Source organism: Parapusillimonas granuli (assembly GCF_013416525.1).
In the GTDB taxonomy this organism is placed as follows: Bacteria; Pseudomonadota; Gammaproteobacteria; order Burkholderiales; family Burkholderiaceae_B; genus Parapusillimonas; species Parapusillimonas granuli.
In genome coordinates, this window is the sequence record NZ_JACCEM010000001.1 from 314,868 (window position 1) to 340,522 (window position 25,655).

At 67.5% G+C, this 25,655-nt stretch carries 17 protein-coding genes; all 17 read right to left on the reverse strand.

From position 1 onward, the window contains the following. Window positions 1-4 precede the first annotated feature (4 nt). A complete protein-coding gene (locus H0A72_RS01525) occupies window positions 5-184 on the reverse strand; it encodes a cellulose biosynthesis protein BcsF (RefSeq protein WP_180153173.1) in 180 nt (59 codons plus the stop codon). Further along, window positions 181-1,779, reverse strand: a complete 1,599-nt coding sequence (locus tag H0A72_RS01530) for a BcsE family c-di-GMP-binding protein (RefSeq protein ID WP_180153175.1) — start codon at window positions 1,777-1,779, stop codon at window positions 181-183. Before H0A72_RS01530 ends, H0A72_RS01525 begins: the two co-directional genes overlap by 4 nt. 151 nt (window positions 1,780-1,930) lie before the next feature. Beyond that, window positions 1,931-3,163, reverse strand: a complete 1,233-nt coding sequence (locus tag H0A72_RS01535; RefSeq protein WP_184157599.1) for an alginate O-acetyltransferase AlgX-related protein — start codon at window positions 3,161-3,163, stop codon at window positions 1,931-1,933. 17 nt (window positions 3,164-3,180) lie between these two features. After that, complete coding sequence (locus H0A72_RS01540; RefSeq protein ID WP_180153179.1) at window positions 3,181-4,587, reverse strand: MBOAT family O-acyltransferase; 1,407 nt, start codon at window positions 4,585-4,587, stop codon at window positions 3,181-3,183. A 6-nt stretch (window positions 4,588-4,593) separates the two neighbouring features. Next, entirely contained in the window at window positions 4,594-5,268 is a 675-nt protein-coding gene (locus H0A72_RS01545) for an alginate O-acetyltransferase AlgF (protein WP_180153181.1), read from the reverse strand. After that, window positions 5,265-5,927 (reverse strand): SGNH/GDSL hydrolase family protein, encoded by a 663-nt coding sequence (locus H0A72_RS01550; protein ID WP_180153183.1) that lies wholly within the window; start codon window positions 5,925-5,927, stop codon window positions 5,265-5,267. The genes H0A72_RS01545 and H0A72_RS01550 overlap by 4 nt, the downstream gene beginning before the upstream one ends. Window positions 5,928-5,954: 27 nt before the next feature. After that, complete coding sequence (locus H0A72_RS01555; protein WP_180153185.1) at window positions 5,955-8,522, reverse strand: tetratricopeptide repeat protein; 2,568 nt, start codon at window positions 8,520-8,522, stop codon at window positions 5,955-5,957. A 38-nt stretch (window positions 8,523-8,560) separates the two neighbouring features. Then, entirely contained in the window at window positions 8,561-10,744 is a 2,184-nt protein-coding gene (bcsB, locus tag H0A72_RS01560; RefSeq protein WP_180153187.1) for a cellulose biosynthesis cyclic di-GMP-binding regulatory protein BcsB, read from the reverse strand. Next, entirely contained in the window at window positions 10,734-14,861 is a 4,128-nt protein-coding gene (locus H0A72_RS01565; RefSeq protein WP_180153189.1) for a cellulose biosynthesis protein BcsC, read from the reverse strand. The genes bcsB (H0A72_RS01560) and H0A72_RS01565 overlap by 11 nt, the downstream gene beginning before the upstream one ends. Further along, window positions 14,837-16,024 carry a cellulose synthase complex periplasmic endoglucanase BcsZ gene (gene bcsZ / locus H0A72_RS01570; protein WP_246436991.1) on the reverse strand — a complete coding sequence of 396 codons (1,188 nt, stop codon included), beginning with the start codon at window positions 16,022-16,024 and terminating at the stop codon, window positions 14,837-14,839. Before bcsZ ends, H0A72_RS01565 begins: the two co-directional genes overlap by 25 nt. A 5-nt stretch (window positions 16,025-16,029) precedes the next feature. Beyond that, on the reverse strand, window positions 16,030-18,231 hold the full coding sequence (gene bcsB, locus H0A72_RS01575; protein ID WP_246436992.1) for a cellulose biosynthesis cyclic di-GMP-binding regulatory protein BcsB: 2,202 nt from the start codon (window positions 18,229-18,231) through the stop codon (window positions 16,030-16,032). A gap of 61 nt (window positions 18,232-18,292) precedes the next feature. Then, the gene (gene bcsB / locus H0A72_RS01580; protein WP_180153195.1) at window positions 18,293-20,524 is read right to left on the reverse strand and encodes a cellulose biosynthesis cyclic di-GMP-binding regulatory protein BcsB; all 2,232 of its coding nucleotides are present in this window, start codon (window positions 20,522-20,524) and stop codon (window positions 18,293-18,295) included. Next, window positions 20,521-22,698, reverse strand: a complete 2,178-nt coding sequence (bcsA, locus tag H0A72_RS01585) for a UDP-forming cellulose synthase catalytic subunit (protein ID WP_180153197.1) — start codon at window positions 22,696-22,698, stop codon at window positions 20,521-20,523. Before bcsA ends, bcsB (H0A72_RS01580) begins: the two co-directional genes overlap by 4 nt. A 54-nt stretch (window positions 22,699-22,752) precedes the next feature. Beyond that, entirely contained in the window at window positions 22,753-23,511 is a 759-nt protein-coding gene (gene bcsQ, locus H0A72_RS01590; RefSeq protein WP_180153198.1) for a cellulose biosynthesis protein BcsQ, read from the reverse strand. Continuing rightward, window positions 23,508-23,873 (reverse strand): cellulose biosynthesis protein BcsP, encoded by a 366-nt coding sequence (bcsP, locus tag H0A72_RS01595; protein ID WP_180153200.1) that lies wholly within the window; start codon window positions 23,871-23,873, stop codon window positions 23,508-23,510. The genes bcsQ and bcsP overlap by 4 nt, the downstream gene beginning before the upstream one ends. 28 nt (window positions 23,874-23,901) lie before the next feature. Further along, entirely contained in the window at window positions 23,902-24,357 is a 456-nt protein-coding gene (gene bcsD, locus H0A72_RS01600; RefSeq protein ID WP_180153202.1) for a cellulose biosynthesis protein BcsD, read from the reverse strand. Between the two features lie 38 nt (window positions 24,358-24,395). Further along, window positions 24,396-25,232, reverse strand: a complete 837-nt coding sequence (gene galU / locus H0A72_RS01605; protein ID WP_180153204.1) for a UTP--glucose-1-phosphate uridylyltransferase GalU — start codon at window positions 25,230-25,232, stop codon at window positions 24,396-24,398. Window positions 25,233-25,655: the final 423 nt, after the last annotated feature.

Here is a 25,655-nt window from a genome sequence, read left to right on the forward strand (position 1 = left end):
ATGGCTATCGTTGACCGGACGCCCGGCGGCGCACGCCGCACTTTTTCAGGTGGCGGGCGGGCAGGACCCACAAATCCAGCCAAGCGATGACGTCCCGCATGAACAGACGCAGCACGATGCCCAGCGCCGCCCCGAAGAGGACGGCCAGCGCCACATACTTCCACCAAACCAGATCACCTATCATGAGCTCCACTCATCCAAAGGCAACGCCATCAGGCGAGGCTTGCGCCCGCCGCCTTCCATGGCGGCGGGCAAATCTTTCGTTGTCGGTTCCGAGGCCTCGGCGCTGGCCGCGGCATCCGCGTCCAGCGCCGGCGCCCGGGTTTCACGCGCCGCGAGCAGGCGCACCATGTGCCAGCGCTCGGCGTCGAGCTGGTCGACGGTCACGTAGGCCGCGTGATCGGAAAAAATCTCGCCGTAGGGCAGGCCGAACACATTGCCCAGCGCCACCTCGACCAAATTCGGATGGCAGCCGAACAGGAACAGGTAGACCATGCCGCCCAGTTCGCAGGCGACATCGCCGAAGCGCCTGAGCTGCAGCTGCCCCATGGCCAGCGCCGGGGTCAGGCCCGGCACCGGGACCAGCGCCACCAGGACACCGGTGGCGGAGGCCGCCTCGCGCTGTTCCAGCATATGTCCGAGATAATCCAGGAACAGGTCAGCCCCGATGATTCCGCGCAATCTCGTGGCGCGGCTGCGTTCGATCAGCGCTTCGGGGTCCTCGGCCAGCTCCCGCGCGTACAGCTTGCCCTGCACGCTTTCGAGCAAGCTGAGGAAGCGCGGCAAGGGCGTGTCGGCGGGCACGATGAGCGTCGCGCCACAGGACAGCAGCAGTTGCTCGTCCTGGTAGCGCAACGTCCTGGCCATTTCCCGGACGACCAGCTTGAGCGCCGGACCGCGCTGCTTGCGCAGGACGTGCAAGGCCCTGGCTAGGGCGGGCAGGTCGGCGCCCGACTTCAGGCCGAAGACCACCGTGGCGGCCGTGGCCCGCCCCGCCTGGTCCGCCAGTTCGGCGGCGCTGTCGAAGACGTGCCAGTCGTCGGCCATGAAAATGGGGGCGCCTTCCAGCACCACGCGCTCGAACAGGAAGCGGGCGCGGTCGTTGCCGGCCGCCGGGGACGGCGCCCTTTGCTGCGATACCGCGTAGCCTTGGGGGCTCCACGCCAGTTGCAGCTCCGTCAGGCCGACGGCATCCAGGCTGTTGCGCCAGTGCAACACCGTATAGGCATATCCGGAACCCGACGGCTGCAGCGTGGCCAGGCCGGACAGCACGTTGCTAAGCCGCAACAACCCCCTCACCGCTTTCATGGCCTGTTCGCCATAAGTCATGACCAGCAGCACACAGCCGTTGCCTTGCAGCCACGCGCGCCAGCGTTCCAGCAGGGCTTCCAGTTGTCCGTCCACCGCGGAAAAATAGTCGATCGACAACCGCATGATGATGACGCGGTCGCGCGGACGCAGGCTGCGGTCCAGGTCTTTGGTCAGGGCGCGCAGGGCGCGCTGCGGCTCGCCCGACAGCCGGTAGGTGCGCAGGTCCGCCGGGCCTTGGTCATCCGGCAAGGCGGCAAGCAGGCCGGTGGGATCGGCGGAACAGATCATGGCGGCTCGTGCATCGGGATCGGCGCCGCGCAGGACCTGCATGATCATGGCGGCGCTGTCGGCCTCGCGGGCGAACGCGATCCAGTATGCCTCGCCTTTGCGAAGACGACCGAGCTCTATGGGCAGGTCGGCGATCGCCAGATGGCAGCCGGGGCCCTGTTCCCCTGTATGTATAGCCATATTGTCCGGAAATAACACGCACAGCATGAATGCGGAGGTGCATCATGCGCAGGCTGATTAGGCTGCGTGGCTGGATGACCGCAGTGTTTGATGCAGCGCAATTTTAGCGTTGATCAATGCAAAATGTGCATGATCGGCGACAAAATGTACATTACTTGACAGTACATTCCAAAGCGCCGCCGGCGTCCGGGCCGAGCAGCCCCGCCAGCCAGGCGCATTCTTCGCCCCGCAAGGGCATTTCCAGGACTCTTTCGGGAATTTCCCAGATCAGCACGCGAGGCGGCGTTTCCAGGAACGAGGGACTGGAGAAATAGTATCTGGCCGCCGCCCAGAAGTCGCCGCCGTCACGGGCGAAGCTGGTGACCCGGGTTTCCAGCGCGGCGTCCAGGTACGGCAGGAAAGAAGAAGTGCGGGAGAACGAGGTTCCGATCAAGGCGATATTGGGCAGTCCCTCGTCGCCGAACAAATCCGCCCCGTCGTCCTCTTCAGGTTCTTGCTTCTCTGGCGCCTCTTGCGGCACGCCGGCCGCCATGCCGGATGCGGGCCCCGCCTCTCGCAGCGTCACGCGCGACGCCCACTCCGGCGCGGGCTGCAGTTCGGGCGGCAGCCAGTCCACGCCCGCCAGCCGGACCAGGTCGCCTTCCCGCCGGGACGGCCGGCCGCGCTCCATGCTGTATTGCCGCTGCGGCTGGACCTCCACTCGCAAGCTTGCGACGGCCGCGGCGATGTGCCGCGCCGCCAGTTCCGCGCCCGTTTCGCTCCAGTGCGTGTCGGTCCTGAGGAAGGGCGCGGGCGCATCGGCCTGCCGCGCCTGATGCCCCAGCACGGCCTCGAGATTCAACACGCGCAGCCCGGCCGCGGATGCGTCCTCCGCCCATGAACGCAGGCGTCCGTGGAATGCGGCGGGCCGGTAAAGGCCGCAAAGCTGTTCATGCTGGCTGCGGCTTTTGTCGGGCACCAGCACCAGCAGCAGCTCCACGCCTTGCGCCGCCAGCCGCCGGTTCACGGCGGCCGCGGCGCGCAGCCTCGACCGGCCGTCTTGCCGCGCCCGGGGATGGACCGCCAGCTCATCCGCCAGGAACAGCCACCCGGAGCAGCCCTCGCGCACGCGCGGCCCCAGGTTGCCCATGAGCAGCCAACCCGCGCCGCGCTCCAGCTGCGCCATGAACTTGGGAAACGGCGCTTCCGCCAGCTGCTCCGATACTTCCCGCGCCGTCTCCCCGTCCATGAAGGCGCGCGTCGATGCCGCTTGCGGCAGCGCCACCCGGCCGGACGCCAGGGCGTAGACCAGCGAGGCCGCCCCCACCAGCATGACGAGCAGGAACAGAAGCCCCGGCAGGCGGCCCGCCTTTTCCATTCCGTCCCCTGAAGCCGTGTTCGCCATGACCGTCGCCGTCCTGTTCAGAATTGGAAATAAAGAAAGGGTACGGCGCCCCGGCTGACGATCAGCGCAAAAGACAGCAGGAAACCGGCCAGAGGCCATAGCGAAAACGCCGCCCGCAAGGCTGCCGGCAGCCGTTCGAAAAACCGGCGCGGGAGCGCCGGCGCCAGGATGCAAGCCAGCCCCAGCCATGCCGCCAGGCAGTGCGACGGCTGCAATGCCACGCGCAGGGCGTCGCCCATCTCCAGCCCGCGCATGCCGAGCTGAGCCGCGTACAGGGACAGGGCCGTCTGGAAATCCGGCGCCCGGAACACGACCCAGGCCATGCACACGAAGAGCAGGGTGGCGGCCCTGGAAAGCCAGCCTGGAATCGGCGGCATGGCGCGGGTCCGCCATGCCCGGGCGGCGCACAGCGCCAGCCCGTGGGCGATGCCCCACAGCAGGAAATTCCAGTTGTCGCTGCCATGCCACATGCCCGCGATGGCCATGGTCACCATCAGGTTGAAATAGGTCCGGCCCGTGCCCAGCCGGTTCCCCCCCAGCGGCACGTACAGGTAGTCGCGGATCCAGCCCGACAGGGAAATATGCCAGCGCCGCCAGAAATCCTGGATGCTCGCCGCCAGATAGGGATGATTGAAGTTCTCTGGGAAGTGGAAGCCCAGCATCTGGCCCAGGCCTATCGCCATGGCGCTATATCCCGCGAAATCAAAGAACAGCTGCAGGGAATAGGCGCCGCATCCCATCCACGCATCCAGGAAACCGGGGTCCGGCAAGGAAAAAGCCGTGTCCACGATGGGCGACAGGGTGTCGGCAACCAGCACCTTCATGCTCATGCCCACCATGAAGCGGCGGGCGCCCAGCGAGAAATCGCTCCAGTTCAGGCTGCGGTCGGCCAGCTCGCGCCGCACCCACTCATAGCGCAGGATGGGTCCGGCGATCAGTTGCCCGAACATCGATAGATAAGCGCCGTAATCGATGAAGCTGCGCTGCGGCCGGACTTGCCCGCGATAGACGTCCACCAGGTAGGAAATGGCCTGCAGGATGATGAAGGACAGGCCGATGGGCAGCGCCACCCGCTGCCATTCCAGAGGCATGGCGCCCGCCAGCATGCTCGCGTGGCTATAGGTTTCCACCACCACGTTGGCGTATTTGAACCAGAACAGCACCGAGGCATTGACGGCGATCAGCAGGGCCAGCCAGGCTTTGCTCCAGCGGCGCATGGCCGCCGCCCCAAGGGCCAGCCCGCCCGCCCAGGACAGCACGATCAGGCCGATGAAAAGCAGCAGGTACGCCGGGCTCCACCACCCGTAGAAGATCCAGCTGAACAGCAGCAGCACGCCGTTGCGCCACGAGCGCGGGGCCGCCGCATACACGATAAAGAACAGCGGCAGGAAAAGAGTCAGGAACTCTAAAGAGGTAAAGACCATCTGGATCTAGTTCGCCACTTCGTCCTTGACGGCGAAGAAGCGCGCGGCGGGATCCCCCGGCGCCAGGAAAACGCTGTAGCGTTCGCCGGCCTCCAGCCGCCCCAGCTCCAGGGGGTCGCCCACCGGCGCGCCGCCGCACACCAGCTGTAGCGCCAGCTTCACGGGATTGACCAGCCGCCGCGCCATCGCGTCCGGCGCGACCGATTCAAACAGGAAGACCTTGCGGCCGGCCACCTGCACGGCGGCGGGCGAGCACCCGGCATTCATGTTGTAGAAAGCCACGGAGGCTTTGACCGCCGTGAAGTCCTCGGGCTGCTCGCGCAGGACGGACACGACAATGCCCGGCGCTTGCCCGGCGCCGGCCACCACCGTGATGAATTCCCCCGCGGCGGCCTTCAAGGCGATGTCCTGCCCGGCGCCGTCGGACGCGAGCCTGCCCGTGATGTCGCCGCCGGCTGCCACCGGATAATACGGGGTGGCCTGCTTGGGCGCATCGAGCGCCACCGGCGCGCCGCCGCCCTTGGGCGCGATCTGGAGCCGGTCCGGGCCCGCATTGACGAACCGCACGAAGGCCGCGTCTTCGGCGGGGCCCGTGGGATAGAGGTCGACGGCCCGCCCCTGGCCCGCCAGGCCCAGCCACAGCAGCAGACCGAGGGCGCCGGATGAGCGGAGGCGCTTCATTTCTTTTCCAGCGCCTTGACGGCCGGGGCGGCGGCGATCGCCTTGGTGATCGCCTTGCCCCAGGCCTGGTAGCCCGACGCGGTGAAGTGCTGCCCGTCCGTCGTCGCCCATTCTCCCGGCTTCGAGAACTTGAGGGAATCGATGTAGTCGCAAGGAGCGACGTTGGAAGCCAGGAATGCCGACATCTGCTCGACCCGCGCGAACGTCTTCTTGTATTTGCCTCCTTCCGTTCCCCAGGCCGGGCCGACCCATACGCAAGCCGTTCCGGTCTTGCCTATGGCCTTGGTGAGGCCGCCGATCTGCTGCCAGGCCCAGGCCTTGGGAAATGCCGGCTTGTCGTAGCCCGCCATGGCATCGCCCATGACGATGACCAGCAGGTCGGGCTTTTCCGCGGCCAGCAGGCCGCCGATGGGCCGGGTCGGCCCGTTGCGGCCCAGCAGCTTGGTTTTTTCGGCGCCCACGCGCTCCGCGGCGCCGCAGGTTCCCGGCACGGCCTGCAGCCAGTCCCCCGCGTTCGTCCCGCATACGCCCAGGGTATGCACCTTGGCGCCCTGCTCCACCAGGCCCATGTGCAGGCTCTCGATCAAGTAGTGCGGCGTGGTCAGGTGGCTGTCGCCGATGATCAGTATGGATAGCCCCGCCAGAACGGAAGTCAGCATTTGATTTGCTCCTGATGAGAAAATGGTTCAGCGCCCATGCGGAACGGCGTAGGAAGGACGGCGCGGATCGCTCGCGAAGGGGTTGCCCTGCCCGGCGAGCGGCGCAGCGCCCCCCGCCGGCTTGGCGCCTTTTTCCTGCAGGGCGACCGCCTTCTTGAGCAGGCTGACCGCCTGGCCGTTCTTGCCTTGGGCCCGGTAAATGCGCGCGGCGCCGGCCAGGATGTCGACCTGGTCGGGCGCGAGTTCCACGGCGATGGCGGCTTCCTTTGCCGCATAGCGCGTATCGTCGAGCTGCTGGGCCAGCTGGGCGGCGCTCAGGTGCAGCTGCGCGTCCCCGGGCCTGGCCTCCAGCACCTTTTTATAGAGTTCCAGCGCTTCCTCGTTGCGTCCGGCCGCGGCGTACATCCGGGCCAGCGCCGCCTGGGCGTCGACGTTGTCGGGATAGCGCGCCAGCACGGGGGCGACCAGGTCGTAGGCGGCGGCCAGTTCGCCGCGCGCGCGCAAGGCCTCCGCCTGCCGGATGCTGTACACCGCCTTCAATTCTTCAAACCCCTCTTGCTGCGCGCCGGTCAAGGCCTGGCCGCCAAGCTGCCGCAACACCGCGGCGGCCTCGGCATCTTGCCCCGTGCGCAGCAAAATGCCCGCATACAGCAGGGATGCGTCGGCATTCTGGGCCGCGCCCGCGGGGCGCATGGAACGCAACACGGACAGCGCCTCCGCGGTTTCGCCCATGTCCGCATAGGCCTGGGCGACGGCACCGAGCATGTCGAAGGAGCCCGCCGCGCTTTCCCGCAGCCGCGCCAGGTAGGCCATGGCCTCGGCCTTGCGCCCCTCGCGGCTCGACGCGGCGGCCTGCCGCAGCAAGCGCTTTTGCGTCATCGCCAGGCGCAGGGCGCCGACTTTGCCGGCCTCGTATCCCGCGGGAATGCGCGCCAGGGCGTCCAGCGCCTCCTGGACATGATCGCCCTGGGCGTACAGCGTGGCGCTGGCATACAGCGCGCCCGGATCGTCCGGCTTGGCCGCCAGCACCTCGTCGATCAGGCGGCGCGCCTGTTGCTCCTGCTTCGCCCGCATATGGGACCCGGCCAGTTCCAGCCGTATCCAGGTATTGGACGGATCGTTCCGCAGCGCCTCTTCGAGCGCGGCGCGGGCGTGCGCAGGGTCGCCGATCCGGCCGGCCGCCTTGGCCAGGCCCAGGGCGTATGCCGCCTGCAGGCTCGACAAGCCGTCCGCCCGCCGGATCGCGGCGGGCGAGGCGTTCGCGATCAATTCCTGCGCCTCGGCGGTCCTGCCTTGCCGCGCCAGCACGCCCACCAGCCCGCGCAAGGCGCCGGCGTCGTCCGCGCGCCGCGCCAGCACACGGCGATACAGCGTTTCCGCCATCACGAGCCCGCCCTCTTCGGCCAGCATGTCCGCTTCCATGGCGTCCGCCGCCGTCTCGTCGGGCAGCAGCCGCCGCGCCTGCTTCAGCGATTTCCGCGCGCCGTCGAAATCGGACGCCTGGCGCGACGCTTCGGCCTGCCGGATCAGCAGCCAGTATTCCGCGACACGCAAGGAAGCCTGCCAGGCCTTCGGATTGCCCTTGCGCGCACGGGACAAGAGGTCGCGCGCCTGCTCCCAGTCCTGCTGCTTCAGCCGTATCACGCCCAGGCCGCCCAATGCCTCGCTGTCGTCGGGTCTTTTGGCGAGGACCGCCCTGAACTCCGCCTCCGCCGCAGGCAGGTCGCCTGTTTCCAGCAGCTTCATGGCGGCGTCCGCGCGGGCGCGCAAAGGATCCGGCTTGGCGGCCTTGGCGGTGACGCGCGTCATGTCCCGCCCCTTGGCAAGCTGCTGCCGGATTTCGGAGTCGCCGGGGTTTCTTGCCAGATATTCTTCGAACAAGGGCCAGGCTTCCGACCGGGGCGGCCCCAGCCATGTCAGGGCGTCGCGCCAGCTTTCAGCGGCATCGCTGCCGATGTCGGCCCGCGCCGCCAGGCGGGACAGGCGCCGGATTCCGTCCAGGCGCGTCGCCTCGTTGCGTGCCAAGTGCCTGGCCAGCGCCAGGGCCACCTGGGGGTCGTCGGGCGCCTTCTGTTCCAGCCGGCGCAACCCGTCTATGGCGTCCGGCAGCCCGCCATCGGTGTATCCCAGGTAGGAATAGTATTCGCGCCCGACATCGCCCACCGGGCGCTCGCCGCCCAGGGCGTCCCGGTATTTGGGCAGGGCCTGCTCCAGTTCTCCCGAGGCCGCGAGCAGCCTGGCCTCTTCGAGAACGGCGGCGCGGCCGCCGGTGCCCAGCACGATGTCCTGCTCGAGCTGGTCCACCAGCCGGCTGCCGGGATGGGCCGCCGTCAGCCGTTTCAGATAATCCCTGGCCTGGTCCGGACGGCCGGCCTTGATCGCGATGCCGGCCAGGCCGTACAGGGCATCGGCGTCGCCTGGACTGGCGAGCAAAAGCTTGTTCCATGCCTCGGCTTCGCGCACGGCGTCGCCCTGGGCCCGCCAATACCGGCCCTGCTCCAGCAGCGTGCCGCGCAGCTCCTGCTGCGCGAGCGCGGAAACGGGAATCAGCGCGCTCAGCAGGCAGACGGCCATGAAGCGAAAGATAGCGGGCATGTTTTTCAAATCGGTTTCCTGGATCGTCCCGGTCGTCGTCAGAATATGTCGGCCAGCTCCGGCCAGTACTGCGCCAATTTCCATTGAATGCGCCGCCACAGGCTCAATTCGCCCACCGAGTAGCTATGCTCTTGCGCCAGGATGTTGACCTGCCTGTCGCGGATCACCGCCAGACTGCCCTGGATCGGCTTTTCGTAGCCCGGCTCCTTGAGCAGCGCCTGCTGCGCGAGCGCCAGCCCCTCCGGTTTCGCGCTGGAGATCAGGACTACGCTGCGCCCTTTTTCCACGGGGGATTCGAATCCCATGAAGACCGCGCTGGAGCCATCGCCGGCATACGACAGCGCCGCTCGGCGCTCGCGCTGCGCACTGCGCGGATCCAGCGGCGTCCAGTCCAGCCGTTTGTTCTCGGCGTCGGCCATGCTGACATGCTGGGCGCCGCGGCCTTGCGCGGCCGGCATGTGGGCGCGCCAACCGTCCAGCCAGCGCTGGTCGCCGGACGCGATGACCAGCAAATCCTTGCCGGGCTGCGCCAGGCCCTTCGCGCCGAATGCGACCGTGACCGCCGTGGCCGGATGGCCGGTCGATTCGCCGAACTTGCCCATGGCGGCCAGGTAGGCCGAAATGTCATGGACCGTGGGGTTTTCAGCGAACACGACCGCGGTCTGCGACAGATCGGCCAGGCGCGTGAACGGGAAGCCGCTTTCGCCGAACGCCTCGAGATTGGGCATGGGCATGTAATGCGGATAGCCGGAAAGGTCTATGGTCGAGTCCGGATCGATGCGGCCGTACATGTCATCGAGCAGGATGTCGCGGCACTCGCCTTCCTTCACGTAGTCGAACTCGTAGGTGAACCGGAGATCCGAGCGTGCAAGCAGCAGGGGCAGTGGTATCTCGACATGGGCCTGCTGCTTCACCATGGTACCGGCGGCCGTGTCTCCCGCCATCCGTTCTTCCCGCCCGTCCAGCTCTTGCGCCGGCGGCAGGTTGAAGGACCGCAGAAACCTGTCGTCGTTGCCGACCAGCAGCGTGGATTTCATGCGCGATTCCCGCGGGGTGTACCAGTACCGCAAGTCCATGGGCACGGGCTTGGCGCCCCAGCCGAACAGGTCCGGCGGCACCCGCAGCGGTATCGTGACCGGCCCGCCGGTATGGCCCTTGACGGACAGCTTGCCCTCGGCGATCAATTCCCCGAACCGGACGGGGCCGTCGGTGCGCAGCCATCTTGGCGCGTCGTACGGCCGGCGGGGCGCCGGCGCGTCCATCCGCCCGACCGGGGCCGTGGGCCCCGACAAGGCATCCGCGGACAGCGCCAGGGCCATGGCGGCCTGCTTCAGTTCCGCGTCGTCCCGCCCCATCACCAGCAGCAGCTTGCCTTTCTTGTCGCCGGGATGCGCAACCACGGCCAAGGCCGGGCCGTCCGGCTCCGGGGCGCCGGCGCCCGTGAAGTTCTGGCCGCGCTTGATGAACACCACCGCGTTGCCCCCGGGCGGCAGCACGCCGCGATCGGATACGGGGAAAGCGGCCCCGCGCTCGCCCGCCAGGCTGCCCAGCCAGGAAGCCACCATGCCGGCCGCCTCCAGGGAAGCGGCGGTAGGCCCGGCGAGGAATACGAAAGGCAGGCGCAGCCTGCGCTCGTCGCGCGGATCCACGAACGGCAAGGGCAGCATGGCCAGATCATTGGGCAGGTCCAGCCGCTCCACCGATATGTGCAGTTCGCTCTGGTTGCCGATGTTCGCCCACAAGCTGGAATGCAGCGGATCCTCGCACTCCAGGGTGTAATGCCCGATCAGCTGCAAGCGCAGCTCATTGGAATCCGTCACGAGATAGGGCGGCAGGGGGATTTCGCGCCTGAGATGCTTGCCGGCGTGTTCGCGCTCCAGGGGGATGGACGCGGCGACGCCGTTGTTGAGCAAGATGTTGATGGCGGAAAGATCGCCCAGCAGCGCCGGTGAATAGGCGTACTCCAGCCTCAGCTTCGCTCCGGTCGCCACCTCGTCGGCCCGCAGGTTGAAGGTGACGCTATCGCTGCCGTCCACGCCGCGCAGGGTGAACGGGTGGCGCGCCCCCAGCTGCTCCAGCGTCATCCGGTAATCCGGGGCCTGATCCGCCCGCGCCGGGGCGTGAGCGGCCGCCGGCGCCTGCGCGGCGGCGACCGTCGGCAGGGCCGCGAGGCAGCCGGCCAGCAAGGCCCGAAGCGCGGCGCGGCGTGGACTAGCGGCCATACGTCGCCCCGTACGGAGAGCTGAAGGGCTCGACCGGCAGTTCCATCAGGCGAGTCTGCGGCTCGAAGTAATAGCGCATGTACAGCCCGCCGGCCCACTGGCTGTAGTCGCTGGCGTTGTCCGCGCCTATCGTCGCGCCCATGACCAGCTGCGGCGTGACGCGATATTCCGCCGAGGCGCGCAGGTTGTATCCCAGGCCCGTCTTGCTTTCACCCTTGTATATGCCGCCGCTCAGGCCGCCCAGCTCCGGCGATGCCGCGCTGGCGAGCGCATTCACCGCGCCCGCCTGCAGCCCCGCATCGGTGGGGAACATGTCGGCGTCGCTCTGCTTGAAATGCTGCAGGCCCAGCGCGCCGTCCAGGCGGTAGGTCAGCTTGCCGCTGCGCTGGGCCCAGGTCACGGGCAGGCTCAGCGCATAGAAGCTCTTGGGGCTGAAATAGCCGCCATGGCCGTAGGTGTAGTGCCCCTGGTTCTTGTTGAAGTAGGTGGCATTCAGGTTCACGCCCATCATGAGCTTGGAATCGGGATCGTCCACCACGCGGAAGAAGGTGCCGGCGTTGAATTCCGTCCGGTGGTTGTCTTCCACGTTGTGGCCGCGCAAGCCATGCCAGGCGGCGGAGCCGTAGACTCCCGCGCCGCCCCAGTCTTTCGACAGGGTGGCGCGCGCGCCCGTGGCCGTGACGCCGCCCCACTGCATGCCCGTGCGCGGATCCTCGGTGCCAGCGAAGGAGGTCAGGCTGTCGGTGACGGGCCGCCGCGACACATCCAGCCGGTACGCCACGCTGCGCTGCTCGTCCATGGTCCCGCTCAGCAATACCCCGCCGGTGAAGGTCTTGTACTGGAATCCGAGCGGCGTCGCGCCCGCATCCAGCTTCAAGCCATCGCGCTCATAGCCGATCGACAGGCCGACGCCGGTCGCCTTGTTGCTGCCGGGCCCCGCCGCGGCCATGACGGCGGGTCCGCCGCCGTAGGTCGCGCGCGAATACAGGTCGTATCCCAGCCCGCCCGCGTTGAGGACCACGGGCGTCGCATTGAAGGTGACTTTGCCGTCGCCCGCCGGAAACTTGATTTCCAGCGGCACCTGGGTTTCCGTCAATTTGCCCATGCCCGCATCCCCGGATCTCGTCCGGAACTGGGTGCCGATGGCGGCGGTCGCGCTTTGCTGCTGCTGCAGATCGGCCAGTTCCTGCGCCAGCGTCGATCCCCGGGCCGGCGCCGGCGCCTGCGCGGCGAACTGCGGCGCGGCGAATTGAGGCGCCGGATAAGGTGCCGGGTAGGGCGCCGCAGCGGCCGGATAGGGCGCTGGAGCCGCAGCCGGATAGGGCGCGGGATAGGGAGCGGCGGCCGGCGCCGCGCCGCCCGACAGATAGCTCGCGGCCGGCGGCACGCCCGCCTGGACCGGGATCGGCGGCGGCAGCGGTATGGGTGCGTACCCCGCCGCAGCGGGGGGCGGGCTCGCAACCGGAACGGCGCCGCCCGCGGGAAGGTAGGCCGGCGCGCCGGCCACCAGGGGCGTCGTCGGGACCAAGGTGTTGTACAGCGCCGGCGTATCGAGCGCGGACGCTTTTTTCTGCCCCGGCATGCCCACGAACGGGTTCAGCGAACCGGCCGTGCCGGCGCCCGCCGAGGCCGGCAGCGCGAACGCGCCCGCTGGCCGGCCCTGATAGGCGACCGCGCGCTCCAGCAATTGCGCCGCTTCTTTGGTCTTGCCCTGGCTGCGGTAGATCCGCGCCGCGCCGGCGAGGATTTCCGACTGGTCCGGCGCAAGCGAAACGGCGGTTTCCGCCTCTTTCAGGGCGTAGGCGTATTCCTTGACCTGCTGGGCCGCCTGCGCCGCGTTCAGATGCAGCAGGGCGTCGCTCTGGTTGGACAGCAGCAGCTTTTCGTATAGTTCCAGCGCCTGCCTGCCTTGCCCGGCGGCGGCGTACATCCTGGCCAGCGCCTCGGTCGCCTCGCGGTGCTGCGGGTTTCGTTGCAAGACCGGCGCGATCGCGTCGTAGGCGGACACCAGGTCGCCCCGCTCGCGCAGCGCGTCGGCCTGGCGCACCATGAAGCCGGCGGACAGCTCGTCCAGGCGGCCGCGCTGCTCGGGCGTCAGCGCCTGGCTTTCCAGATGGCGGATGAGCCCGGACGCTTCGACCATCTGGTTGGTCCTGAGCAGCACGCCGGCGTACAACAGCGAACCATCCACGTTCTGGGCCTTGCCGTCCGCTCGCAAGGGACGCAGCAGCGCAAGGGCGCGGCCCGGGTCGCCGATGTCGGCATAGGCTTCGGCCAGTGCGCCGAGCGTATCCAGGTTGCCGCCGCTGTTGGCTTCGACGTGCATGAGCATGCTCACCGCCTCGGCCCGCCGGCCCTGGGCCGCCATGTCCACCGCCTGCCGGATATGGAGGTGCTGCGCGGCTCGCTGGTACAGATCGGCCATGGCCTGGGTGCGCTGCGGCTGGGGCACGCGCGCCAGCGCGTTGTAGGCGGCGGCCCAGTCGCGGCTTTCACCCGCATAGACGGCCGAGGCATACAAGGCCTCGGCGTTGTTGGGATCCGAGACCAGGATGCCTTGCATCAGCCCGTTCGCTTCTTTCTGGTATCCGCTGCGCTGATACAGCCGGGCGAGTTCCAGCCGCACCCAGGGGTTGGACGGATCGCTTTGCAGAGCCTCTTCCAGCGCGGCCTGGGCCGACGCGTAGTTGCCCGCGGCCAGCGCCGCTTTCGCCTGGCCGGCCGCGTACACGCCACGCATGCGGGCCACCCCGCCGGCCTGCTCCAGCGCGGCGGGCGACATGCCCTGCACGATCTTGCGCGCCTCGTCCGGCTTGTTGCCCTGCGCCAGCACGGTGATCAGCCCGCGCGTGGCTTCCGGGTCCCCGGGCCGGCGCCGCAATGCGTTCCGGTAGGCTTTTTCCGCCTGGGCGAACTTGCCTTCGTCGGCCAGCATGTCCGCCAGCAGGGTTTCGGCCGCGACCTCCTTGGGCGCGAGCTTTTCCGCCTGCGCCAGCACCTTGCGCGCGCCCGCGACGTCGCCCGCGCGCCGCATGCTGGAGGCGCGATCCACCGCATGCCAGTATTCCACCATATTGCGCGGGTTGCGCCAGCCCGTCGGATTGGCCTTGCTGGCCCGCGCCAGGAGCTCGTTGGCCTGGGCCCAGTCTTTCTGGCGCATGCGGATCAGACCCAGGCCGCCCAGGGCCTCGCTGTCGTTGGGATGTTCGGCCAGCACCGCCTGCAGCTCCGCCTCGGCCTGCGCCAGCCGCCCGCTTTCGATGAGGCGCATGGCGGCGTCCGTGCGATGCCGCCACGGAGCGGCGGCGCGGGGCGCCCTGGCGGCGGCCAGCGCGACCCCTTTGTCCAGCTGCTCCTTGATGGCCGCATCGCCGGGATTGCGCCTCAGGTAGTCCTGGAACAGCGGCCGAGCTTCCGGCCCCGGAGGGCCGACCCAGACCAGCGCTTCGCGCCAGCTTTTCTTCGCGTCGTTGCCCAGCTCGGGGTGGGCGGACAGTTCGGACAGCTTGCGTATCCCTTCCAGGCGGGTGGGTTCGTTGCGGGCCAGATGACGGGCCAGCGCCAGCGCGGTCTGGGCGTCGTTGGGCGACTCCCGGGCCAGGCGGCGCAGGCCGGCGATGGCTTCGGGCAGCCCGCCCGCCGTATAGCCCAGCATGGTGTAGTATTCACGTCCCAGAGGCCCCTGGGGCGCCGTGCCCTGCAGTACGTCCTGGTATTTTCCGACGGCCGATTCGACCTTGCCGGTGGCGGCCTCCTTGCGGGCCTGCTCGAGCACCACGGCCTTGCCGTCGGTGTGCAGCAACAGTTCCTGTTCGAGCCGCGCCACCAGCGCGCTGTCGGGATGCGCCGCGCGCAGCCTCTGCAGATATGCCCTGGCGCTGTCCAGGCGCTTGGCCCGGATGTCCAGCGTGGCCAGGCCGTACAGCGCGGCCGGATTGTCCGGGCTGATCAGCAGCAGTTTGTTCCAGGCTTCGGTCGCCCGTTGCGTGTCATGGCGCTCCTGCCAGAACTTGCCTTGTTCAATCAATGTCTTGCCGGCGTCCGCCTGCGCCCATCCGGCGGAGTGCAGCGCCGCGGCCAACACGCCCAAAATCAGTTGGCTGGAATATCGAGACATGCCTTCTCCCACGGTAAAGATAAAGTTCCGTCCGGGCGGAAATCATAATATTGATCGACCCAGCCCAGGCCGAAGAGGCTCAGTACAAAATCGTAATAAGGGGGCTGGACGCCTTCCTTCGCCAGGCTTGCGCGCAGCATGGATTCGGCGCGCTGCTTTTGCAGCTGGGCCGGCGCCGGCTCGCCGGACGCTTTGAAATAAGGGACCAGGGCCGCCGAAAAACCGAAGGGGCCTTCTCCCGTCGCGCGGCCGGTCAGAGTGTCGACCTTTTCCGGGGGCGCGCCCTTGTCGCGCGTCAAGAAAGCCATGCCGTCCAGTGAAATCATCATGGCGCGGAACAGGGGATCGGCCATCGGCGTCATGCCCGCCCAAAGGTAGTTGCGTATGGCGTCGTAGCTGCCCTCCGCGCCCTTCGCGGGATCGGGCCCGAACGCGCCGTTGCCGCCGTCCTGGGCGCGATACGCCGTCCAGTCGGGCGCGAGCCCGTAGGGCGTGACCCGCGCCAGCATCTTGGCCGTGTTGCCGGCGATCTCCTTCCAGGGCCCGGCCGGGAATTCGAGCTCCAGGCGGCGCAGCAGGGGAATCGGCAGATAGCTGGGGTTGAAGCGCCATTCCTTGCCGGGCGTGACGAAGCCTTCCTTGCCGGGCAGCAGCATCCGCCCCAGGCCCGGCACGTCCAGGACTTCCTGCGCTTCGATCAGGCGCAGCAGCGCATGGGCGGAGCGTGTGTAGTCGGGCCGGCTCCAGAGGCGGCCGGCTTCGAGCAAGGCGTAAGCGAACCAGAGGTCGCCGTCCGACGCGGAATTGGCATCCAGCACGCGCCAGTTCTTGTCGTCGTCCACCCCCCAGATCCAGGCTGGCAAGCGCTGCGACATGTCGCCGCCCGCCAGGTTGTCCACCGACCAGCGCCAGATCGCGTCGAAGGTCTTGTCATCGCCCGCCACCAGCGCAAAGAACATCCCGTAGGATTGCCCCTCGGACGAGCTGTGCTGCATTTTGGTGCTGGCGTCCAGCACGCGCCCGCTGTCCTGCACGAAATGCTTCTTGAACAGTTCCCACAAGGGCCAGTCCGACGCCTTGCAGGCCGCCGCGGCGGCAGCCGGCAGCGGCGCCAGCAGCGCCAGCGAGCAGAGCCAGACGGACATCAGTCGTTTCATCATCATGCGCCTCATGCGCCTTCAGTACGGCGTTTGCCTTTCAATCGCTTGCGCAGCCATAGCAACAGCGCGACGGCCAGCAGCGCCCCCGCGGCCACGGCCGCATTGCGCAAGGGCGGCACGCCGGGCCAGTACTGGGCGATCGTCCATTCCAGGCGGCGCAGCGGACCCAGGCTGCCCACGGCATAGGTGTACTCGGCCACCAGGGGACTGATGCGCTTTTCGTGCACCACGACCAGACTGCCCTGGATCTTTTGCTCGTAGCCTTCCCCGCCCAGCAAGGCGTCCGCGGCGTATCGCTGCGCTTCGGCATTGCCCGCCGAGATCAGCACGACGCTGCGGCCTTTCCGGAGCGGGGACTCGAAGCCGGCGAATATGGCGTTGAATCCCGCGCTGTCATAGCGCAGGTCCGATTTGACGGGCCGCTCGACGTCGCGCGGATCCGGCGTCATCCAGTCGCGCGCGCGGTATTGGAGGTCGGAGGTGTCGAATCTTTTTCTCGCGCCGTCCAGCATGGCGGGAACCTGTTCGCCGAACTGCGCCAGCCACGATTGATTGCCGGACGAGATCACGACGAGGTCCTTGTCGGCGAATTCCAGGCCCTGCTTGCCGAACGCAACGCTGACGGCGGTGGCGGGATGACCGGTCGATTCGCCGAAGCGCCCCATGAGCGTCAGGTAGGTGGCGATGTCCTGGACCGCCGGCTTGGCCTGGAACACGACGCCCGTTTCCGACAGGTCGGCCATGCGGGTGAAGGGAAAGCCGCTGTCGCTGAACGCGGCGAGGTCCGGCATGGGAAGAAAATGCGGGTAGCCGCGCAAGTCTATGGACGACTCGGGATCGATCCGCCCCCGGACGTTGTCGATCAGGACGTCGCGGCACTCTCCCTCCTTGATGTAGTCGTACATGAACCGGTACTGCAGCTCGGAACGGCGCATCAGGCGCTCGAGCGGAACCTCCACCGGGACGCGCACGGGCAGCAGCTCTTTGAAGACCGACTTTTCGGCCCAGCCGCGTTCGGCGAGCTGGGCCACTGACAGCAGCGGAAAGGACCGCAGGAAGCCCTCATTGACGTCGAACAGCAGCGTCGAATCGACGACGCCCGCCTGCGGGGAATAGCGATAGCGCAGGTCCATGGGCACGGGCGGCGCGCGCCAGCCGAAAAGATCCGGGGGCAGGCGCAGCGGGATGCGTATCGTCTCGGACCGGTAGCCCGGCGCCTCCAGCGTCCGCATGGACACGAGCTCGCCGAACTTCACGGGCCGGTCCGTGCGCAGCCAGTTGGGCGCATCGTACGGCTTGCGGGGCTGCAGCTCATCGAGCTGCGTGATGGCCGCTTCCGGCCCGACGAGCGCATCGTAGCCCAGGCTCAGCGCCCTGGCGGCGCGCTTCAGCTCGCCGCCGTCCCGGCCCTGCACATACAGGATCTTGCCATACGGATCATTGGGATTGGGCGCGATCCTGAGCGTCGGCCCGGGCGTCTTCGCGGGCGACAGGCCGAACGCCACCGCATTGCCCTTTGCCGGCAGCCCGCCGTCCAGGCGCACCGGGAAGCTTGCGCCGCGGTAGCCGGCCAGGGCGCCGAACCAGGAAGCGACGGTACCCGCCGCTTCGAGGGTGGCCGCGTCCACGCCGGAGAACACGAACGGAAGCTCCAGCCGGCGCTGGTCGCGGTGATCGAAAAACGGCAAGGGCAGCATGGACAAGTCGTCGGGCAGGACGATGCGTTCCACCGCCAGTTCCAGCGTGCTCTTGTTGCTGATGTTGGCCCACAGGCTGGAATGGAGCGGGTCTTCGCATTCGAGCGTGTAGTGCCCGATCAGCTGCAGGCGCAGCCGATTCGATTCCGTCACGAGGTGGGCGGGCAGTTCGATGGTCCGCTGCTGGAATTTGCCGGCATCGGCCCGCGGCACGGGCAGGGAGGCGGCCACGACGTCGTTCAGCAGCACGTTGATGTGCGAGAGTTCGCTGATCAACGCGGGCGAATAGGTGTAGCCCAGCTTGAGCCGCGCCTGGGTCACGACCTCGTCGGCCCGGACATCGAAATACGCGCCGGCGCTCGCGTCCACGCCTTTCAGCTGGAAGGGGTATTGCGCCCCCAGCTGCTCCAGGCTGAGCTGATGGCCGGCGCCCGCGGCATGGTCGGCGGCCGGCGCCCATGGCTCGCCCCGGACGCTGCCGTGCATCACGGCGAAGGCGGCAAGGGCCGCCATTACGGTCCGGGCAGGGCGAAAACGCTTCGTGCAATCTCTCATGTGTCGTGATCTCTTTTGGTCAGTCGGTGCCTCGCAAGCGGCGCTCGGCGCGCGCGCGCAGCCCGACGTAGAACAAGGTGCCCACCAGGAGAGCGCCCAGCATGTAGATGAAAACGAGCATCAGCGGATGCCGTGCGAAGAACCACTGCATCGATGCGAAAGGCCCCAAGTCCCCCACGTAATAGGTTTTTTCCTCCGACAGCGGTTCGAACCGATCGCCGTCCAGCATTACGATGCTTCCCTGTATCTTCACCGCCGCGGGGCTGTTTTCCGCGATGAGGCTCGCCGCGCGCAGCAGGCCGGCGTCCGAAGCGCCGTTCATGACGACGACGCTGCGCCCGCGCGTGACAGGCGACTCGAATCCCGCGATCAGCGTGGCGCCGGAATCCGGCGCCGGCTGCACCGCCTTCTGATCGAAGCCCAGCAGCCTGGACAAGCGGTCCAGCACGCCGCCGACGGTCCAGAGCGGCGTATCCGGGTCCAGGGGCCGGGCCGTCGCCACGGGCATGTGCCGCGACCATGCGTCCAGCATGGGGGCCGCAGACCCGCCGCCGATGATCAGCACGTCCTTGTCCTTCAGCATCTCGGGCTCCGGCCGGCTCGTGACGGTGACGCCCACCGCCGGATACGCGGTCGCCTCGCCGATGGCGCCCAGCACGTTGAGATAGGCGGCCACCACGGACTCGCCGGCCTTGGGCGGCAGCAGCACCATCGACTCCGAGAGGTCGGCCATGCGCGAGAACGGAAAGCCGGCGCTGTTGAACACGCCCAGGTCGGGCATGGCCAGGTGGTGGGTCAGCCCGGTGAGATCCAGCGTCGAGTCCGGATCGATCGCGCTGCGCCGGGTGTCCACATAGTTCCCCGAACATGCTCTTTCGGCGGGCGGCAGGTAGCGGAACTTGAACTGCAGGGACGAGTCCGGACTTACGGCATACAGCGGCACCTTGATCTCGTCGCGGACGACGCCGGTGCCGGGCGCGTGCAGCTTCTCGATCACGCTCTTCTTGGGCGCATCCAGCCCGTAGTGCTTGATCAGACGCCCGTTCAGCAGGATGTCCAGACGGGATCCCGCGGGGACCTGGTGGTTCGCATAATGGAAGGTCAAGTTCAAGGGCACGTGGTCCACGCCCCAGGCGGACAGGTCCGGCGGTACCCTCAGCCTGAAATGGATGGGCCATGGGTCGCGCCCGTCGGCGGTGAGCTGCCGCGGCGGCAACAGCTCGCCCAGCCGCAGCGGCCGGTCCACCGGCACCCAGTTCGGCGCATCATAGGGCTTGCGCGGCCGCCGTTCGACCTGGGTCAGCAAGGCGGAAGGCCCCGCCAGCGATTCGCTGCCCAGGACCAGGCCGGCGGCGGCGGTCCTGACTTCCGCGCCGTTCCGCCCGGCGATCACCAGCAGTTTCCCCATCGGGTCGTTCGGGTTGGCCATGATGGAGACGGTCGGCCCATCGATCTTGGCCGGCGCCAGGCCCGGCGGCGTTTCATTTCCGCCCAGTATCAGGACGGCATGGCCGTGTTGCGGCAACTGCCCGGCATGCGCCGAGAACCGGACGCCCCGGTAGTCGGCCAGCGCGCCGAACCACGAGGCCACCACGCCGGCGGCCTGCAGGCTGTCGTCGTTCACGGCCGACAGCACGATGGGCAAGTCCAGGCGGCGCATGTCGCGAGCGTCGAAGAAGGGGGCCGGCAGCAGAGCCAGTTCATTGGGCAGGGCCACCGGATCCACGTCCAGCAACAGGCGGCTGCCCTGGTCTATCCGGGCCCACAGATCGGGGTGCAGGGGGTCCTCGCAGCCCAGCGTGTAATGTGCGACCAGCTGGATGTCGAGCTGGTTGTGGGCGCGCAGGAGCGCCGTCGGAAGTTCCGTCGTGTGCCGCAGCGTGCCGCCCTGTTCGCGCCTGGTCAGGGCGATGGTGTCCACGACTTCGCCATTGAGCAGCACGTTCAAGTGGGACAGCGTTTCCAGCAGGGCCCGCGAATAGGAGTACGAAAGCTCCAGGCGCGCCCGTTTCACCCGTTCGTCGGCTCTCAGGCCGAAATACAGGCCTCGTCTGGCCTCCGCGCCAAGCAGATCGATTTCCGGCGGCGAACCCAGCTGGCGCAACTCGATCGCATGGGACCGTTCCCCCCAAGGCTTGCTCAGCACCGCCTCCCGCCCGTCCGCCGCTCCGTGGCCGGCCGGGCTCGCGCCCAGGCCGGCCGCCGCCAGCAGGACCGCCAGCAGGAAACGCCAACTGCGCCGGGCCGTCACGGCGCCGCCTCTTGCGCCTTGGGCGCGGGCCTGCGCCGTCCTCCGACCAGGGCCCACAGGCTTTCGCGCAGCAGCAGCTTGACGCCGCGGACCGCGACGTGGGTCAGCTGCGCAGCGGCCGCCAGGGGCGTGTCGGGCTCGCCTTCGTTCCAGGGATCGGTCCAGATGTCCGCCCGCGCGAAGGTCATCTGGGAAAGCTCGACTTGTTGCGCCAGGGTGAGCTCGGTGAAGTGCAGCCCCAGGCGCTGGTCGGACACGAAGACCACGGTCACGGGGAAAATGGCTTCCACGGTGTCGCGGAATATCGAGACCTGCAGGCGGTCGCCCACCTGGACCGGCAGGGCGGTCGGCAAGGAAATGCCCAGGCCGTCCTGCGAGAAGTCGCTGGTCTGGCATGCCACGCCATAGCCGCCCGGCAAGTGCAGGGTCGCCGTCAGCGAAGCGCCCACCCGCGGCGAACTGCGGATCTGGCGCCGTTCTCCGGCCACGGCGACGCTGGCGCTGCAGATCACCACGTTGTGCAGCGTCCAGGCCATGTTGATCAGGGCGGTGAACACGATGTCGCTGTCGTTCATGTTGTGCGCCACCTGCCAGGCGCCCACCGCCAGGCCGGCCAGATTGAGCACCAGCAAAATGATGTAGGGGCGGGATAGCCGCCAATCGAAGTAGGACTCCTGGATGGTCCCGCCTTTCGCCGTCACGTTGAAGGTCGCGCTGTCGGGAGCGATCAGGGTCGCCAGCGTGGGACGCGCAATATACCAGGCCAGCACCGATTCATAGACCTCGTTCCAGAACGAATGGCGGAACTTGCCTTGTATGCGCGACCCGGTGACATATGCATGGACGATGTGCGGCAGGACATAGGCCGCGATCATCAAGGCCGAGGCCTGGAATACGTGCGCGCCGAAATACAGATAGGCCAGCGGCGCCGTCAGGAACACGAGCCTGGGCAGGCCATAGAAGAAGTGCAGGGCGGCGCTTGCATAGCAGATGCGCTGGCTCAGCGTCAGGCCCTTGCCGAAGAAAGGATTGTGCCGGCGGAAGATCTGCGCCATGCCGCGCGCCCAGCGTATGCGCTGCCCGATGTGGCGCGACAGGTTCTCGGTGGCCAGGCCGGCCGCCAGCGGAATGGCCAGATAGGCCGTGTTGTAGCCCGCGCGGTTCATCTTCAAGGCCGTGAGCGCGTCCTCGGTCACGCTTTCCACCGCCATGCCGCCCACTTCCATCAGGGGCTCGCGCCGGATCACCGCGCAGGAGCCGCAGAAGAAGGTGGCGTTCCACAAATCATTGCCGTCCTGCGTCAGGCCATAGAACAGGCGGCCCTCATTGGGCACCTTGCCGTAGACGCCCAAATTCTTTTCCAGGGGGTCGGGCGAGAAGAACACGTGAGGGGTCTGCAGCATCGCCAGCTTGCCGTCCTTCAGGAACCAGCCCACGCAGACCTGCAGGAACGAGCGTGTGGGCACGTGGTCGCAGTCGAAGACGGCGATGTATTCGCCCTGCGTCCTGGGCAGCGCGGCGTTGATGTTGCCGGCCTTGGCGTGCCGGTTGCCCGGGCGGGTCAGGTAGCCCACGCCGACGGACGCGCAGAACGCGCGGAATTCCTCGCGCCGGCCGTCGTCCAGCACATAGACGTTCAGCTTGTCCGCGGGCCAGTCCTGGGAAAGCGCCGCGAAGATCGTCTGGCGCACCACGCTCAATGGTTCGTTGTAGGTGGGGATGTAGATGTCGACGGACGGCCAGGACTGGATGTCCGGCGGCATCAGCGCGGGCTTGCGCTGCAGGGGCCAGGCGGACTGGAAATAGCTGAACAGCAGCACCAGCAGCGCATAGATTTCAGCCAGCAGCAGGCCGTAGCCGAAGGCCATGTCCAGCCAGGTCTCGAAACCCAGGGTGGTGGTGATGCGCCAGTACATATAGCGCAGCGACGCCACGACCGAGATGACCACCATCACCAGGGTGGCGAGCCGCCCTTCGGACAGCCGGCCTATCGCCATGGCCAGCGCGAACGAGGTGAGCGCGAACAGCACCTGGAAACCGAGGTCCAGAGGGGTGGTCACCACCGCAATGAACAGCAGGGCGGACAGCAGCAGCGTCAGGATGCGGACGGGCCGGTAATCCCATAAAGACAGGCCCGCCAGCCATTCGGAGAATCTGTTGGCGGGCTTTTCCATCCCGGAGCCTGTGGTGCTGGATGCTTGCGGACTGGCCAAGAGACACCTCTTCAGTCAGGAATCGAGCCGTTGCGCGACCCATTGCGCGCAGGCCGTGAGATCGCGCGCGCTGACGCTGTGCGGGCGATACTGGAAAATGTTCTGGCCGTAGGCCAGGGCTTCGCTCAAGGATTGGTCCAGATGCACCAGCCCCGCCATACGGTCGGGGAACGTGGTGCGCAGCACTTGGGTGATGTCCCTGCCCAGTTGCTGACTCTGGTCCACCTGATTGATGACGAAGCCGCAATCGAAAAAGCCCGGCCGTCCTTCGCAATACGTGGAGATCAGTCCGCTCAGCTGAGGCAGCGTGGCGTAGGAGCCCGCATCCGGCAGCACGACGGCGAGCGCCAGCGACGCCGCGGTCAAGGCCTGGGTCATGTACGCCGACGGGCCCGGCGGGGTGTCGATGACGACGATCACGTCGCGGCCCAGGTCCAGGTCGCGCAGGTGGCCGGCGAGCCAGCCGGCGTCTTCGCGCAGCACCGCCTCGAAAGCCTGTCTTTCGGGTTCGCTGCACTCGCCGTAGGGAATCAGCGCCACGCCCGACGCGGTCGGAAGCATGAGCTCGCGCCAGGCGGATGCGTCTTGCGGCGCCCGCACCAGCCCCGGCGACGACTGCGGCTCCAGCGTGAAGTGATAGCGCAGCCCGTTCTGGGGATCGAGGTCGATGGCGAGCACCTTGTTGCCCTGCTGATGCAGGGCCGCCGCAAGATTGGCGCTTATCGTGCTTTTACCCACGCCTCCTTTTGCGGAAACGACCGATACGACTTTCATGACCGACGCAATCTTTGAAAGATGGATGCCATGCCGGCGGGAGCGGGTTGTTGCCCGCCCGGCGTGTCCGCCGCCTTCTCGGCCGGGGCGGGCTCCGGTTCCTGCCTGAGCCTACGGAAGACGTCCTGCAGCGTGCCGCCCTGTGGCGGCGCCACGGGCTTTTCGGCGGCGGGGGCTTCCCGGAGCGTGATCCGGTGATTCGGTTCGCGCGCCGCCGGCGTCTGCAACGGAATCTGCTCCAGCATGGGCCAGCGCGCGCGCGACGCATCCTGGCGGTCGTGATCGATGATTTCTCGATATTGTTCCGCGGCATTGCCGCCAAAAGATCTGAATAATTTGGCGATATCGCTCGAACCAGTCATTTTCCTATTCCTTTAGCATCGACGGGCATCAACGCCCCAGCCGATAAACAAGTCCGCCGTATGGGTCCGCGGCGCCTTCCTGCCTGACTTGCAGCTCGCTGCCCGCGCCCAGCATCGTGAACCATTCCTGGTACACGCCTTCCAGAAAACCGGCGGCCCAGGCCATGGCCGGTTCGCCCAGCGTGGCCCGCAGCGGCGCCAGGCTGTGCTCGATGGCGATGTGCTCGCTGCGTTCCTGGAACGCGACGATGCCCCAGCCCAGGCGCGACCAATGCTCGTTGGCGGCGTCTTCCATTTGCTGCAGCGAGTCGCAGGCCGGCAAGGGCAGGTCGCGCCCCGCGCGCACGCCGGCGCCGCGGGCCAGGCCGCGCATGTCTTCGCTGCTGACGTGGCTCAACAATTCCTGGGCGAACGGCCTGAGGAAGAAAGCCCACGCCGCATCGTGCAGGCGACCGCTCAGATATTCGGAAAACTTGTCATGCATGCAATACCCCTTCCGTTTATTTAATGCGTGTGATGCGCTCACGCCACCAGACCGTGATACTTGCGCCCGAGTTCCACCGTGGCGCTGAAGAATCCTTCTTTGCTGCCGCAGTCGTAGCGCACGCCGTCGTACTTACAGCCATAGACCGCCTGCCGCGCCAGCAGCCTGGCGATGCCGTCGGTCAGCTGGATTTCCCCGCCCACGCCGGCGGGCGTCGAGCGCAGGCATTCAAAGATTTCCGGCTCGAGGACATAGCGGCCGACCACGGCCTGCGTGCTGGGCGCCTCGGCCGGCGCCGGCTTTTCGACGATCGCGTCCACCCGCATGCAGCGCTTGTCCAGCTCCGAGCCCGACACGATGCCGTATTTGGCCGTGTGTTCGCGCTTGACCGACTGCAAGGCCAGGACGCTGCCGTCGTGGCGATGCGCCGCTTCCACCAGCTGCCGGGTGGCGGAAATGTCCGAATCGATGAGATCGTCGGCCAGCAGCACGGCGAAGGGCTCGTTGCCGACGATGGGCGCCGCGCATAGGATCGCGTGCCCCAGCCCCAGCGGAACCGCCTGCCGGGTATAGACGCACGTGACGGAAGCGGGAATGATGTTCTTCACCGTTTCGAGCAAGGCATGCTTGTCTTTCGCCGCCAATTCGATTTCCAGTTCCGGCAGGCGGTCGAAATGGTCTTCTATGGAACGCTTGTGGCGGCCGGTCACGAAAACCAGTTCGGTAATGCCCGCGGCGACGGCCTCTTCGACCGCGTATTGGATCAAAGGCTTGTCGACGATGGGCAGCATCTCCTTGGGCATGGCCTTGGTAGCCGGTAGAAAACGTGTGCCCAGACCGGCCACGGGGAATACTGCCTTGCGTATTGGCTTCATTGTGATGTTGCTGACAAAGAGTGGCGAAAGTGGCAAAAGCGGCGAACGGCGGGCGCGAGCCATGGCAAGCCGCCGGCGTCGCCGGTGCTGTGGATGATGGTCTAGAACGTACGCCTTGACGGAGGGACTCACGTAAAAGCTCGCTACGGTGTGGCAAGGCGGAGCTACGGGCTTCCGGCCCGTATTCTTGAGGCATAACCTTGCGTCTTGACGGAACGCCTTGGGCCCTGCGGCCCATAGCGATCCTTGAGACGTGAAACTTTCACAGCTCAATTGTTACTGACTTGTTTCACTGCGGCTAATTGTATCGGGAAATTTCAGCATTGGCTACATTTTCACGCGCCTGCAAACTAAACAGATACAACAAATGTCAACAAGCCCATCCACGGGGCGGCATGGAGGCGCCGAAAAAAAGAGGAACGG